This window comes from Autumnicola musiva (assembly GCF_031846585.1).
Taxonomy (GTDB): domain Bacteria; phylum Bacteroidota; class Bacteroidia; order Flavobacteriales; family Flavobacteriaceae; genus Autumnicola; species Autumnicola musiva.
In genome coordinates, this window is the sequence record NZ_JAVRHK010000005.1 from 89,882 (window position 1) to 102,710 (window position 12,829).

The window sequence follows — 12,829 nt, forward strand, 5'->3', positions numbered from 1 at the left end:
GCCCGGTATAAAAACCGGGCTTAATTTTGAAAATTTTAATTCAAGATTTACTATTTCATTTTGTCAAAGGCCGATTTAATAAAGGAGTCGTTTTCCTTCATTTGTTCTTTCTGAGCAAATCCTGAAGGATGAGCTCCACCTAAATCTGGTTTGCGTCCCTGAGGTGTCGCTTTTTCAAAAGTAAACTCTCCTTTCCCATCTACAGATCTTCCTTCACTCCACCTGCCGTGTGCTTTGGAATCTCCTTTTATATGAGTGGAAAGGAAATTGTAGTTGAAATTCTGATTTTCTTTCTCCTGAGGGAAACTGTTTGGAATAGGATGTACTCCTTCAGTTCCTCCAAGTTCTTCCAATACTGCAAGCCATTGATTTTGGTGCATGGTATCCCTGGCTATAAGGAAAGATAACATATCCTTCATTCCTTTATCTTCAGTAGAATTCCATAATCGGGTAGCAAGTACTCTACCGGCAGATTCTGCCATCACATTGGCATACATATCTGCGGCAAGATTTCCTGTTCCAACAACCCAGGAGCCGTTAAATGGTACTCCGTTACTATCAACCGCCATTGCAGACATACCACTGGAAAGAAGGTGCCTTGGCATTGCTCCTCCCATAATTTGTTCCATAAAAGGATCTTTGCCTGCAATATCATCCTTTACATCATTAGGAGCTCCTTCAAGGTTAAGTGCAACCGCAGTGGCTAATAATTCTATATGAGCCATTTCCTCGGTTCCGGTTTCCAGAAGCATATCACGGTATTTCTCAGGTCCACGTGCTCCCCAGGCCTGAAACATATATTGCATGCATACCTTCATTTCTCCTTCTATTCCTCCTATTGCCTGCTGAAGCATTTTAGCGAATTGCGGATTAGGTTTATCGACTTTTACATCGTACTGTAATTTTCCATCGTGATAAAACATAATTGATTAATTTAAATGGTTAATAAATAAAATTTTAAGTGGTAATGGCCCCATGGCCGGAAAGCCTTTATCTATTAAGAATAAAAGTTTTTAAAGGCTTATTAATATTTTTCCTATCCTCTCTGCAGATCAGGTGTAAGAGGCTTTTTTGAGGTCATAAGTCCCGTAAGTACTTCTATAGCTCCAAGAACTACAAAAGGAAGGTAGACCTGATCTGAAAATCCAAATATCCATGGTGAAGCAATTAAAAGAACCCCTGCCAATACATCAATTATTAGATGTACCGGTACCGGAATAAGGCCGAAAGCACCTAACTCATAAGCTGTAAGTAGACTGTACAGAATTGTTCCAGCTCCCAGTACAATTGGCAAAGTTGTAGCCATTCCTTGCGGAAAGTTGAAAATCCAGGGTGATACTATTAAAAATATACCCATAAGGTAATCCAGATAACCGTGAAGTTTTGTGCTGATCATTTTTTTAAGTTTTTTGGTTAGTATTAGTTTTAAATGTAGAAGACGCGAAAGAAACGGCGCAAAATAAACCTGGATGGGGATCAATTACTTTCCTACTTCTACACCTTTGAAGTTCCAGAGTTAATCAGGAACTTCTGCTTTTAAATATTAAAACTTTGGCATAGCTTTAAAATTATGATAAAGTGAAATTAAGGAACAATAGCCGCTCTTTATGTTAAGCAACTCATAATCAAAAGTTATATTAATCTTTAATTACATATGTAAAAACTATGATGTTTTTTAATGATATTCAACTTTTATTTAGCTAATTTGGAAAGAAAAGATTTCTAATGCAGTTTAATCCTGAACCTACTCCTGGGAATAGCAGGAATCCTGGACATACTTATTTTTAGATCCTGCTCGGGCACAGCGTAATCCATCTTATTTACCATCAAATTAATTGCTGCTTTAGTTATGTATATTGTCCATTCTCCTGTTTTCGCCATGCGGAAATTTTTTGTCTCCACAGCACTGCAAACTTTTTCTCTACTGCTTCAAGAGAATCCCTTGTTATGGCCTGCAAGAAAAGCTTTTTCTTTCTACATGTTCCTTACCGTCTAATCTCTGCACTCCCCCACGACCAAAGAGCGTCTTCTGGAACCTAACAGGAGTGGCTCCTTTTCTACTGAATTTTTCCTGATTATAGAATACTTTCGCTGCCTCTTCCCCTTTCAATACTGGGTTTTTCTAAACAGAAGATGGATCTTAAGAATATTTGTATTTTCCTTTTTAAATTTTTCAGAAAATGAGGATAACCTTTTGTCAAAATTCCTATTGTGCTCTCCACAGATTTCATTTTACTACATTTAAATCTTTCAGATAAAGAATCCACCATAGATTATCTATTCAAGTAATCAAAAATGTAAGTAACTGCAGCCGTCTAAAAGAGCTTAGCAAATGTTTAAATTAGGTGCGAAAATGGCAATTTTGCGGTTTTAATGCAGAAGCATTGGCTATTTGGAAGTACTACTATTAACTGCCTTTTCCATATTGGAACTTTCCGTATTCATCCACCTATCCCAGAAGGTAAAGTAAAGGCCGTAGTTAGTTTTAAATTCGCTGTGATGATAATGGTGATGTGTGGCACCAATAAACTGTTGCCCAATTATACTTTGCTGAAACCGCTTCGGATAAATCTCAATATCCAGGTGATTGATCACACTGCTAAGCGTCATCACCAAAAGGTAAAAGCCCAACACATAAATATGTACAGGAACAATCAGAAGAATTAATGGAAGAACAATCGCTTCCAAAACAGATTCCCAGGGATGAAAGGAAAAAGCAGTCCAGGGTGTTGGAGTAAAACTGTCATGATGTACCTTGTGCACCACACGAAAAATTTTTGGATGATGCATCCACCTATGTACCCAATAATAATAAGTCTCATGCAAAAAAAGAATAATCCCCAGGCTTACCGGGAGATACCAGATTCCATAAGTGAAAATATCCATGTATACAGCGGTATGGCCGTTTTGCCAAAGCCAGTAAAGCAATGCCCCGGTGAATGCAAAAATAGCTGATGACCACACACTCCAGTAAATTTCTTTTTTTAACTGGCCCTTTCTTAGCTTCCTTTTACTAAGGCGCTCATATTTAGCAAAATGCTTTACGTGGTAATAATAATAAAACAAACCTGCCGCAAATAAATACCTAAGCAGTACAGCGGCAAAAAATATAAGGACACTAACCAAAAAAAGCTCCGGTTTATTAACGTCTAAAAGCATAGCAATCTTTTTTCAGCCTCAAATTACAAACTTCAGACTAACTACTCAATCCTTTAGCAATAATTTCACTTCTTCATAAAGAAAAAGTAATAGCCTTTAGAAGGAGAAACTACTGAAGCGGATACTCCGGAAATCAACCAACTGCTCTTAGGGCAGGCGAACATTTCCTTACCTGTATTTTCTGGTTTTAAAATCAAAAATGCCATTAAAGCAGGAAAAGTAGATACCTCATCTGTACATTAATCTCTCCCTAAAGTTTAATATTGGATAAAGCCGGATTTTTCTTATAAAGGAAATCTGCTTTTTTTTCCGCGGAATACCCGAAGTATTATACATTATAATAAACTCCTCTTAAACAGTTGCTTTAGCATGAGTATATGGTTATCTTTAGCAGAAAGAATACATGAAAAGGCTTTTTCTCCTACTCCTACCCTTCTTTCTCGCTGGCTGTAATTCGGCTAAAATAGTGAACACACAAAAACCGGGAGATCCCGGTGAAAGGATTATAGAAGATGTTGTAATTATAGGCGTTACTAGTAATCCTTCAGCCGCAAATTATTTCGAAAACCAGCTAAAAGGAGCACTCCTTAAAAGAGGAATACATGCCATACCGGCGTCTGACTCTCTTAATTATTCTTTCCCTAACTCCAGGAAAGCTGAAGAAAAACTGGCAGAGCAGAGAGAAAAACTTCTCGAAGAAGGCTATAATACAGTTCTCATCAGCAAAATAGAGGATGTGGAAACCAAACCTGATTTTTTCCAGTTCCTGGGCAATCTATGGAATAAAAAAGATGAATTCAAAGAAGATTCAGGAGTAAATGAAGCTCCTGCTCCCTCTGAAGAAGCCAGCGACAGAAATAAGATTTACCATTCTGATACTGAAGTCTTTGTTCTGAACAGTACGGGCAAAAAACTCATCTGGGAATGTTCACTGGAATTAAAAAACCCGAGAAAAGTAAAAAGTAGTATTAGAAAATTTAATACCCGCCTGATAGAAGCTATGGAAAAGGACAAACTGTTTTCTGCAAATGACTAATTTTCCGATTTTTTCCTGAAGCTTTTTGCTTTTATTTTTTCTCAAAAGATGCCAGGGCCTTAAGTGCCAAATTTCAGGATAATTTCAGTAGAAAAATGTCGGTCGGTTTTACTTGTAAAAAAGTTGTGTGTGTTTAGTATATTTAGGTGGGTAAGAAGATACACCAACCTAAGTTTAGTAACATCCTGAAAAATCCACAACCAATGAAAAAAATCCGTATACTCTCCATTGACGGGGGCGGGATTAGAGGTATTCTTCCCGGCACCATAGTTACTTATCTCGAGGAACAAATTCGGCATAAAACAGGTAATGCCACGGCTCATATAGGGGAATATTTTGATTTTCTCTCCGGAACAAGTACCGGCGGAATTTTATCCCTTATCTACCTTTGTCCCGGCGAAGATAAAAAGTATAAATTCAGCGCTAAAGATGCCCTGGATCTTTATCTCAAGTTAGGAGGTGAAATCTTTGATATAGACCTGAGACAAAAAATTGAAAGCATGGGCGGTATCTGTGATGAAAAATATGAAGCAAATAATCTGGAAGAAGCCCTGGAAGAATATTTTGGTAAAAAAACTTTAAATGATGTGCTGAAGCCCTGCCTTATTTCCAGCTACGATATAAGAAACAGAAAGGCACATTTTTTTACCAGTCTGGATGCCGAGAGCGATATATACAATTACCAGCTAAAGGATGTGGCAAGGGCAACTTCAGCAGCTCCAACTTTTTTTGAACCGGTTAGGATAAAATCCCTTTATGGTACTCCGCATGCTCTTGTGGATGGGGGCGTATTTGCCAATAACCCCACCCTTTGTGCATATGCCGAAGCCCGGAACATTCAATTTTCTAAAGTATTGGATAATCCTGAAAAACCAAATAAACCATCCGCAAAAGATATGCTTATTGTTTCTGTTGGAACGGGATCGGTAAAGCAACCTTATCCTTATGAAGATTATAAAGATGCCGGGGTTTTAAAATGGATCAATCCGCTAATTGATATTATGATGACCGGGAATTCCGAAACCGTAGATTACCAGTTAAAGAAGATATATGATACCCTTGCTGTTGAAGATTGCGAAGATTATTACCGGATTCAGCCACAATTAATACATGCAGATAGTGCCATGGACAACGCCAAACCAGGAAACCTGAAGGTATTACATGAAGACGGCTTAGCAGCGGTTGAAAAACACAAGGAGCAGCTGGATGAAATTGTGCAAAAATTAATCAGCAATCACTAAGAATAATAAAATATTGGTATACCTTAAATTTGGATAATTTCTTCTTCGGAAATCAAAAGCGGAAAATTCTTAATTTTCAGACATAAAAATGGCAAATTTGAAGCTCATTTTACATTGATGATGTTGAAGGTAATAGCTTTATTTTCAAATTTATCTTCAGTAATTAATCTTTTGAAAACTTATACTGAAGAATTTTCGGATTGATGATCAGCTGTATCCAGGCCCAGTTATTTACATTATCGTGAGTCCTGCCCGCCTTGATCAAACTCATACCTTCAGAAGCAAACATATGGGAATAACCAATATTCATTTGCACATCTTTTAGTATATCCTGCCCGTAAACCGCATCGACTTCAGTTCCCAAATACTTGTCGGCATTGTTAAGCAGGCCAGCATTTGAACTAAAGTAATGTCCTTTCAGAAGTAAAGATGATTTACTACCTGTTTTAAAGACAATTTTCCCGTGGTAGTCATTTAAGCCTACATCATTCGCGTGATTCCCCACGTAGAAATAATCCATAAACCCGTTAAATTTATGATTGGTACCGTACAGCGGAAAAAAAGAATTATTTTCTCCTGTACTGTTTTGGTCTGTCCCACTTAATATTTCCAGCCCCAGACTATAAAGTATCTTTCCCGGTTTATAAGAAGCATCCAAAGCAACTTGATAAGCACTTAAATCCTGAGAAGGCATGGCCTTGCCAAATTGATAATAAGCTGATCCTGAAAATTTCAGATCGCTTAGCGGAAACTCAAAATATGTTCCTGCCGTCTGCCGGTTGTAAACCCCATCTGCCAATACATTATCATCATCCAAAAATTGTTGAAATCCGTTATTCAGGAACAATAAACTTAAAGTCGAATTTTGCCAGTTTTTTCTGAAGTGTACATACTGCATGGTTTTATAGCTGAAAAAACCTGTAACCGTATAAAGAGTTCCCAGCTGCCATTGATCTTCCTGATTATACGCAAACCCGAAATCCAGCTGAAGGTTTTTGCCACGATACTTAAGTAGTGCCGCATCGTGAAAACGCCCCTGCATTGCCCAATCCAGCCCACCAAAAATCCGCTGATCATCATAAGAAATTACCTGCCGGCCCAATTTTGTATACCAGTTTTTGCCCAATTGCAGCTCTGCCCAGGCCTGGAACAAAGAAAAAGAATCGTTGCCATCATAATCCAGGATCTGCCGGGTATCTCCCCACGTACTAACATCCTGCACACTAACAAGAACCTTTAAGTTTTCCGCGGCATAAGCAAAATTAAGCCTTGAACGCTGGGTGACAAAAGCTGCCGGGTCGGCATCCTCAGGAAACAAACTGCCATAGCCATGCCGGTACTCAAAACGGGGACGTAAATCAGCATCTATGGAGAATGTTTGGGAATAGACGCTACTGCAGAAAAGGAGAAGGAGGAGGTAGTAGTTGTTTTTCATCTTTATAGAATTGTTTTACAACTTCAAAAATAGAAATAAAATCATCAATTAAGTATAATTACTTAGTTTTATTGCTTGATTACGTATTATTATTTTATCTTTGATAAAGCAGGAAAATATCTGTACCACATGGAAGAGGATGGCGATAAAAATGTTCCCAGTCTTGATGATTAGCGAAATCAATAAGGATCAGGAAGCTTTACTTAAACCAATTAAAACAGCACTATGAAAAGTTCAGAAAAAATAAATCCGAAAGTAATACTTATTGGAGCAGGCCCCGGCGATCCCGAACTACTTACTTTAAAAGCGGTAAAAGCCCTTCAAAATGCCAAAGCCGTTCTTTATGATGCGCTGGTGAATGAGGAAATCCTTGAACATGCGCCACATGCGGTAAAATTATTTGTAGGAAAGCGCAAAGGCTGCCATTCCTATATGCAGGAACAAATAAATGATCTTTTAGTTGCCTATGCCCATCGTTATGGAAACGTGGTAAGGCTAAAAGGCGGTGATCCCTTTGTTTTTGGCCGTGGCAGGGAAGAAATGAATCATTTAGCTGAAGCCGGCATTTCTTCGGAAGTAATTCCTGGTATATCCTCTGCCCTTTCGGTTCCTGCCAGTTTAGGCATTCCGGTTACTCATCGAAAAATTGCTGAAAGTTTTTGGGTTATCACAGGAACTACCTCAAATCATCAGTTATCTGAAGATGTAGTGCTTGCCGCAAAATCCAAAGCTACAGTTGTTATTTTAATGGGAATGGGAAAACTTGCTGAAATAGCTGAAGTTTTCCGCAGAAATGGAAAAGAGCATACTGCAGTGGCCGTGGTCCAGAATGGCACAAGGGAAAATCAGCGCAGCCTTATAGGAAATATCTCCAATATCACAGAAAAAGTGAAGCAGGAAGGCTTGTCTTCGCCGGCAATTATTGTTATTGGTGAAGTTGTTAACACAGTAACGGAAAAATTGCCTGCGCTCTTTGAAGATGAATTTATTTATCAGAACTTGGATATTGCCGCGATTTCTGCGTAAATTAAAAACTGAAAAAGAAAAAGAATGATTTCAATAAAATATTTTGGCGCTGTTGCTGAAGCGACCAACAAATCTTCAGAAAACCTCGACCTTAAAAGCTCCAGCCTGGATGATGTGCTGAAAGAGCTTCACCTTAAATATGATCTCAGGGAAATCCCGGTAAAGCTTGCCTTAAATCAGGAAATTATCAATTCTACTGAAGGGGTTCAATTAAAGTCCGATGATGAACTGGCGATTTTACCGCCATTTGCAGGAGGTTAATATGGAAAGATATTCCAGACAAACAAACCTGAAAGAAATAGGACTTACAGGACAGCAAAAATTAAAAGATGCCAAAGTACTGGTAGTGGGCGCAGGCGGCCTTGGTTGTGCTGTACTCCCCTATCTTGCTTCCGGCGGAATTGGAACAATCGGGATTATTGACGGGGACAAAGTTGAAGAGAGCAACCTTCCCAGGCAGGTGCTTTATTCCGAAAAAGCTGTAGGAAATTATAAAGTAAAAGAAGCCGCCACAAGAATAGGCAAATCAAATTCAGAAGTAAACATTCAGGTTTATGAAGAATTCCTGAATCCTGAAAATGCCCTGAACATTATAAAAAATTATGACCTGGTTGTAGATGCAACAGATGCCGTGGCGGTAAGATATCTTATTAACGATGCCTGTGTGCTGGCCGGGAAAGCTTTTGTTTATGCTTCGGTATATAAATTCCAGGGGCAGGTTTCCGTTTTTAACTATAAAGGCGGCCCTACCTATCGTTGCCTTTTTGATAATGAAAACCAAAATGTGCAGAATTGTGAAGAAGCGGGAGTTCTGGGAACAGCAGTTGGCTTTATTGGAATGCTTCAGGCGAATGAAGTAATGAAAATGATTTTAAGTGCGGGCGAAGTACTTTCAGGAAAACTTCTTATTTACGATACGCTGAATAACAGTCAGCACAGTTTTCAGTTTAAAAAGAATGGAAATATAAAGATTGATGCGGAATTTTTTCAGCAAAAGCATTTTTCTGCAACTCCCCTGGAAACTACTTTTGAGGAAGCGATTTCAGGAAAAAATATCCTTTTGGATGTAAGGGAAGCTCATGAAGAACCACGGCTGGAATTACCAGATTTGGTGAAGATTCCGCTTTCAATATTAGAAGAAAATACGCATCGGCTTAATAAAAATGACGAGATAAGGCTTTTCTGCCAGAGCGGGATTAGGAGTTTAAAGGCACTGGAAATCCTGAAAAATAATGGCTTCAACAACCTGAAAAGCATAAAAGGAGGAGTAAAATCCTTCGGCAAAAAATTAGAGAATGAAGAAAAAGAAGAACGTATTTATTGATGGAGCCATTTCCGCAGCATTTATCGCGGAATCTATCGCCAAACATCAAACTAAAACCAATATTGGCGCACATAATATTTTCCTGGGCCAGGTTCGCGCAGATGAAGTGGAAGGCAAAAAAGTTACTGCCATAGAATATACCACTTACCGGGAAATGGCAGAGAAAAAACTGGAAGAAATAAGGGAAAAAGCTTTCAAAAAGTATGATCTTACCTGCATGCATATTTACCACAGCCTGGGCAATATTACCGCGGGGGAAATTTGCTTTTTCGTGTTTGTCTCTTCAAAAAGGCGAAAACAGGTTTATGCTGCCACAGAAGAACTTGTGAATCTGGTGAAGGAAGAAGTGCCGATATTTGGTAAGGAAATCTTCGAAAATGAAGAGCACCAATGGAAGGTTAACACGCATTAAATGGTAGATATTACTCATAAAATAAAGACCCTGCGCACTGCAGTTGCCGAAGCTTTTGTACAGGTAAGCAAACAGGAAACCATCGATGCCATTAAAAATAAGACCGTACCTAAGGGCGATGTGCTGGAAATGGCAAAAACCGCCGGCCTTTTTGCTGTGAAAAACACTCACAATACCATTCCCGATTGTCATCCTTTGCCTGTGGAATTTACTTCGGTCAACTATGAAATTGAAGATTTAAAAATCAGGATTATTTTTACGGTGAAAACGGTTTATAAAACGGGAGTTGAAGTGGAAGCCATGCACGGCGCCTCGGTTGTGGCTCTCACCATGTATGATATGCTGAAACCGATTGACAAGAAAATTGAAATTCAGAATATCCGGCTGGTGGAGAAAAAAGGCGGAAAAAGCAGTTTTGGCAATCAAAGTAAAAATTTAAAAGCCAGTGTTATTGTTTGTTCCGATTCTATTTCTGAAGGAAAAAAAGAAGACCGTGCGGGAAAGGCAATTATTGAAAAGCTGAAGAAAAGCGAAGTAGCTATACATTCCTATGAAATAATTCCGGATGAAGTGGAAATTATAAGGAACAAAGCTTTGGAATATGCTGAAAGTTGTAACCTTGTAATCTTTACGGGAGGAACAGGATTATCCTTTCGGGATGTAACCCCGGAAGCCCTGGAACCTATTCTGGAAAGGAGAATTCCGGGAATTGAAGAGGCAATTAGAAGTTATGGGCAGGAAAGAATGCCTTACGCCATGCTCTCCCGCAGTGTAGCCGGAACTATAGGCAATACGCTGGTGCTGGCGCTTCCTGGATCAACAAACGGAGCCAGCGAATCTATGGATGCTGTATTTCCCCATTTACTGCATGTTTTTAAAATTTTAAGGGGAGCAAAACACGATGATAATGACTAAGACGACGAAGATATTACAGGATTCATTTGGGCGGGAACATAATTACCTGCGCATTTCACTTATTGAAAAATGCAATTTAAGATGTTCCTATTGCATGCCTGCCGATGGAGTTCCGCTTACGCCGAGAAGTCAGCTAATGACGGCGGAGGAAATTTTTGAAATCGCCAAAACTTTTGTGGCCCAGGGAGTAGATAAAATTCGGCTTACCGGCGGAGAACCTCTGGTAAGAAAAGATTTTTCTGAAATTCTTAAAAATTTGGCTACCCTACCGGTAAGGCTTTCCATTACCACCAACGCGGTACTTACCGATAGGTTTATTGAAGATTTTAAAAAATACGACCTTAATGATATAAACGTAAGCCTGGATACTCTTTTACCGGAAAAGTTTAAGATGATTACCCGCCGGGACCAGTTCAAAAAAGCCTATGATAATATTCAGCTGCTCATAAAAGAAGGTTTTAATGTAAAAATCAACGCGGTTTTGATGCAGGATTTCAACAAAGATGAAATTGTGGATTTTGTGATGTTCACCAAGAACCTGCCGATCACTGTACGATTCATCGAATTTATGCCTTTTGACGGTAATCGCTGGAACAGAAAAAAACTGGTAACCGAAAAGGAAATCCTGGAGCAGGTGGAAAATTTCTTCGGAAAAAAATACCTGCAAAAATTGGAGGACGAACAAAATTTTACTTCCAGAAATTATAAGATTGAAGGTTTTGAAGGCCGGTTTGGCATTATAAGTTCGGTTAGTAATCCTTTTTGTGACGGCTGTAATCGTATAAGACTTACCGCAAACGGCAAGATTAAAAATTGTCTTTTTTCAAACCACGAAACAGATTTGTTAGGCGCACTTCGGGAAGGACAAAACCTGGAGGAATTAATCTCCAATTCCTTGTTTAAAAAGAAAGCCGTTCGGGCGGGTATGGATGACTTCGAAAAACTAAATGATCCTGATAGACATAGCAAAAACAGGAGTATGATTACGATTGGGGGGTAAAGTGCAAGAATCAGGAAAAAACTATTGGCGACATTGCACATAAATTTCTCTGAAAACAAACTGAAGATACTGAGAAGAATATGCATATATTGTCTGTACTTTTTATAGACAATTAAGAGCATTGAAAATAATTCTAGTCTTCATATTTTCACTCAGTCAGTTAGGCTATTCCCAGTGTCTTCCTGAAATTAGTATTCTTACCTGTTCACCTGGTGATAAAGTGTACTCCGTTTTTGGACATTCAGCAATTAGAATTACTAACAAAGAAAGGTCCATAGACTACGTTTATAATTTTGGGATGTTTGATTTTGATACTCCCAATTTCACCTTAAAATTTGTAAAAGGAAAATTATCTTATTATCTGGGAATTCAAAATACAGCGAATTTTATCCAGCTATACACAAATGAGAACAGACTGGTTTTAGAACAAAAGCTAAATCTTACTAAAGAAGAGAAAAGCAAAATCATAACAAATCTAAATTATCTCTACCAACCAGAAAACCGGTACTATTTATATTCTTTTTTGGAAAAAAACTGTTCTACTGAGATTCGTGATTTACTTAGTGAAGCAGGCACAAATTTTTCTAATCAAGAAATAGAAGAATCAAACAGAGAATTAATTAATTCCCATCTCAAAAGGAATTTGTGGCTCAGGTTTGGAACCAACCTAATGCTAGGAAAATCATTAGATAAAAAGTCAGATAATTATCAACGCATGTTCCTGCCTTTTTATCTAAAAGAGGAAATTGCCAATTCTTATATAAATGGAAAGCCACTAGTTAAATCGGAACAGGTGTTAAATTCCATCGAAAATAATAAAAAGAACGATCTTGTAAATTGGTTTTCCCCACTACTCATTTTCTCCCTTTTATTATTAATATTTCTATTGTGGTCTCCCAAGCCTGTTGAATTGATAATCTGTTTATTAACAGGTGGTATTGGATTGGTATTATCCTTAATGTGGCTTTTTTCGGAGCATCCAGAGGTAAAAAATAATTTGAATGTTATTTGGTGCAACCCCCTTTATCTAATTTATATTCCACTAGTGATAAAAAACAGATCTCATATAATTTTAGCTTCTGCACTCTTTATAACGTTAATTAGTACAATATTTATCTGGATTTTCAATGTGCAATCATTTGATATTGCTGTTATACCGATATTAATTATATTAGGCATAATAAACTTTAAGCAATTAAATAGAATTGGCTTTAGCAACCTCCATAAACTACCATATAAAATGATTATTAATTTTCTAATCCCATCCCCTTCAAGTTAAGC

General features: G+C 38.1%; 14 protein-coding genes. 9 read left to right on the top strand and 5 right to left on the bottom strand.

What is annotated here, in order from left to right; all coding sequences use genetic code 11:
* Nucleotides 1-50: 50 nt before the first annotated feature.
* The 4 genes from RM539_RS08765 to RM539_RS08780 form a co-directional block, all read right to left on the bottom strand.
* A complete protein-coding gene (locus RM539_RS08765) occupies nt 51-923 on the bottom strand; it encodes a manganese catalase family protein (protein ID WP_311503016.1) in 873 nt (290 codons plus the stop codon).
* 113 nt (nt 924-1,036) lie between these two features.
* Nucleotides 1,037-1,396 carry an SPW repeat domain-containing protein gene (locus RM539_RS08770; protein WP_311503017.1) on the bottom strand — a complete coding sequence of 120 codons (360 nt, stop codon included), beginning with the start codon at nt 1,394-1,396 and terminating at the stop codon, nt 1,037-1,039.
* A gap of 326 nt (nt 1,397-1,722) precedes the next feature.
* Nucleotides 1,723-1,881, bottom strand: coding sequence for a hypothetical protein (locus RM539_RS08775; RefSeq protein ID WP_311503018.1), 159 nt, complete (start codon nt 1,879-1,881; stop codon nt 1,723-1,725).
* Nucleotides 1,882-2,388: 507 nt separating this feature from the next.
* Complete coding sequence (locus RM539_RS08780) at nt 2,389-3,159, bottom strand: sterol desaturase family protein (RefSeq protein WP_311503019.1); 771 nt, start codon at nt 3,157-3,159, stop codon at nt 2,389-2,391.
* Nucleotides 3,160-3,625: 466 nt separating this feature from the next.
* On the opposite strand from RM539_RS08780, the gene RM539_RS08785 reads away from it, so the two are divergent.
* Both RM539_RS08785 and RM539_RS08790 read left to right on the top strand, forming a co-directional pair.
* Nucleotides 3,626-4,195, top strand: coding sequence for a hypothetical protein (locus RM539_RS08785; RefSeq protein WP_311503020.1), 570 nt, complete (start codon nt 3,626-3,628; stop codon nt 4,193-4,195).
* A 203-nt stretch (nt 4,196-4,398) separates the two neighbouring features.
* Nucleotides 4,399-5,436, top strand: coding sequence for a patatin-like phospholipase family protein (locus RM539_RS08790; RefSeq protein ID WP_311503021.1), 1,038 nt, complete (start codon nt 4,399-4,401; stop codon nt 5,434-5,436).
* 163 nt (nt 5,437-5,599) lie between these two features.
* On the opposite strand, the gene RM539_RS08795 is transcribed toward RM539_RS08790, so the two are convergent.
* Nucleotides 5,600-6,871: an alginate export family protein gene (locus tag RM539_RS08795; protein WP_311503022.1), complete on the bottom strand. Its 1,272-nt coding sequence runs from the start codon at nt 6,869-6,871 to the stop codon at nt 5,600-5,602.
* A 225-nt stretch (nt 6,872-7,096) separates the two neighbouring features.
* On the opposite strand from RM539_RS08795, the gene cobA reads away from it, so the two are divergent.
* The 7 genes from cobA to RM539_RS08830 all read left to right on the top strand — a co-directional run bounded on the left by cobA (nt 7,097) and on the right by RM539_RS08830 (nt 12,827).
* Nucleotides 7,097-7,897 carry a uroporphyrinogen-III C-methyltransferase gene (gene cobA / locus RM539_RS08800; protein WP_311503023.1) on the top strand — a complete coding sequence of 267 codons (801 nt, stop codon included), beginning with the start codon at nt 7,097-7,099 and terminating at the stop codon, nt 7,895-7,897.
* A gap of 24 nt (nt 7,898-7,921) precedes the next feature.
* Nucleotides 7,922-8,158 carry a MoaD/ThiS family protein gene (locus RM539_RS08805; RefSeq protein ID WP_311503024.1) on the top strand — a complete coding sequence of 79 codons (237 nt, stop codon included), beginning with the start codon at nt 7,922-7,924 and terminating at the stop codon, nt 8,156-8,158.
* Entirely contained in the window at nt 8,118-9,221 is a 1,104-nt protein-coding gene (locus RM539_RS08810) for a ThiF family adenylyltransferase (protein WP_311503025.1), read from the top strand. The genes RM539_RS08805 and RM539_RS08810 overlap by 41 nt, the downstream gene beginning before the upstream one ends.
* Entirely contained in the window at nt 9,193-9,633 is a 441-nt protein-coding gene (locus tag RM539_RS08815; protein WP_311503026.1) for a molybdenum cofactor biosynthesis protein MoaE, read from the top strand. Before RM539_RS08810 ends, RM539_RS08815 begins: the two co-directional genes overlap by 29 nt.
* Complete coding sequence (gene moaCB / locus RM539_RS08820) at nt 9,634-10,548, top strand: bifunctional molybdenum cofactor biosynthesis protein MoaC/MoaB (protein WP_311503027.1); 915 nt, start codon at nt 9,634-9,636, stop codon at nt 10,546-10,548. It begins immediately after the preceding gene.
* Complete coding sequence (gene moaA, locus RM539_RS08825) at nt 10,541-11,548, top strand: GTP 3',8-cyclase MoaA (RefSeq protein ID WP_311503028.1); 1,008 nt, start codon at nt 10,541-10,543, stop codon at nt 11,546-11,548. Before moaCB ends, moaA begins: the two co-directional genes overlap by 8 nt.
* A gap of 121 nt (nt 11,549-11,669) precedes the next feature.
* Entirely contained in the window at nt 11,670-12,827 is a 1,158-nt protein-coding gene (locus RM539_RS08830) for an Lnb N-terminal periplasmic domain-containing protein (protein ID WP_311503029.1), read from the top strand.
* Nucleotides 12,828-12,829 lie beyond the last annotated feature (2 nt).

Bases quoted from the DNA above. Each gene is read 5' to 3' on its own strand.
- RM539_RS08810 (WP_311503025.1), top strand. From the start codon at position 8,118: ATGATGAACTGGCGATTTTACCGCCATTTGCAGGAGGTTAATATGGAA.
- RM539_RS08795 (WP_311503022.1), bottom strand. From the start codon at position 6,871: ATGAAAAACAACTACTACCTCCTCCTTCTCCTTTTCTGCAGTAGCGTC.
- cobA (WP_311503023.1), top strand. From the start codon at position 7,097: ATGAAAAGTTCAGAAAAAATAAATCCGAAAGTAATACTTATTGGAGCA.
- RM539_RS08770 (WP_311503017.1), bottom strand. From the start codon at position 1,396: ATGATCAGCACAAAACTTCACGGTTATCTGGATTACCTTATGGGTATA.
- RM539_RS08805 (WP_311503024.1), top strand. From the start codon at position 7,922: ATGATTTCAATAAAATATTTTGGCGCTGTTGCTGAAGCGACCAACAAA.
- moaCB (WP_311503027.1), top strand. From the start codon at position 9,634: ATGGTAGATATTACTCATAAAATAAAGACCCTGCGCACTGCAGTTGCC.
- RM539_RS08780 (WP_311503019.1), bottom strand. From the start codon at position 3,159: ATGCTTTTAGACGTTAATAAACCGGAGCTTTTTTTGGTTAGTGTCCTT.
- RM539_RS08815 (WP_311503026.1), top strand. From the start codon at position 9,193: ATGAAGAAAAAGAAGAACGTATTTATTGATGGAGCCATTTCCGCAGCA.
- RM539_RS08790 (WP_311503021.1), top strand. From the start codon at position 4,399: ATGAAAAAAATCCGTATACTCTCCATTGACGGGGGCGGGATTAGAGGT.
- RM539_RS08775 (WP_311503018.1), bottom strand. From the start codon at position 1,881: ATGGCGAAAACAGGAGAATGGACAATATACATAACTAAAGCAGCAATT.
- moaA (WP_311503028.1), top strand. From the start codon at position 10,541: ATGACTAAGACGACGAAGATATTACAGGATTCATTTGGGCGGGAACAT.
- RM539_RS08765 (WP_311503016.1), bottom strand. From the start codon at position 923: ATGTTTTATCACGATGGAAAATTACAGTACGATGTAAAAGTCGATAAA.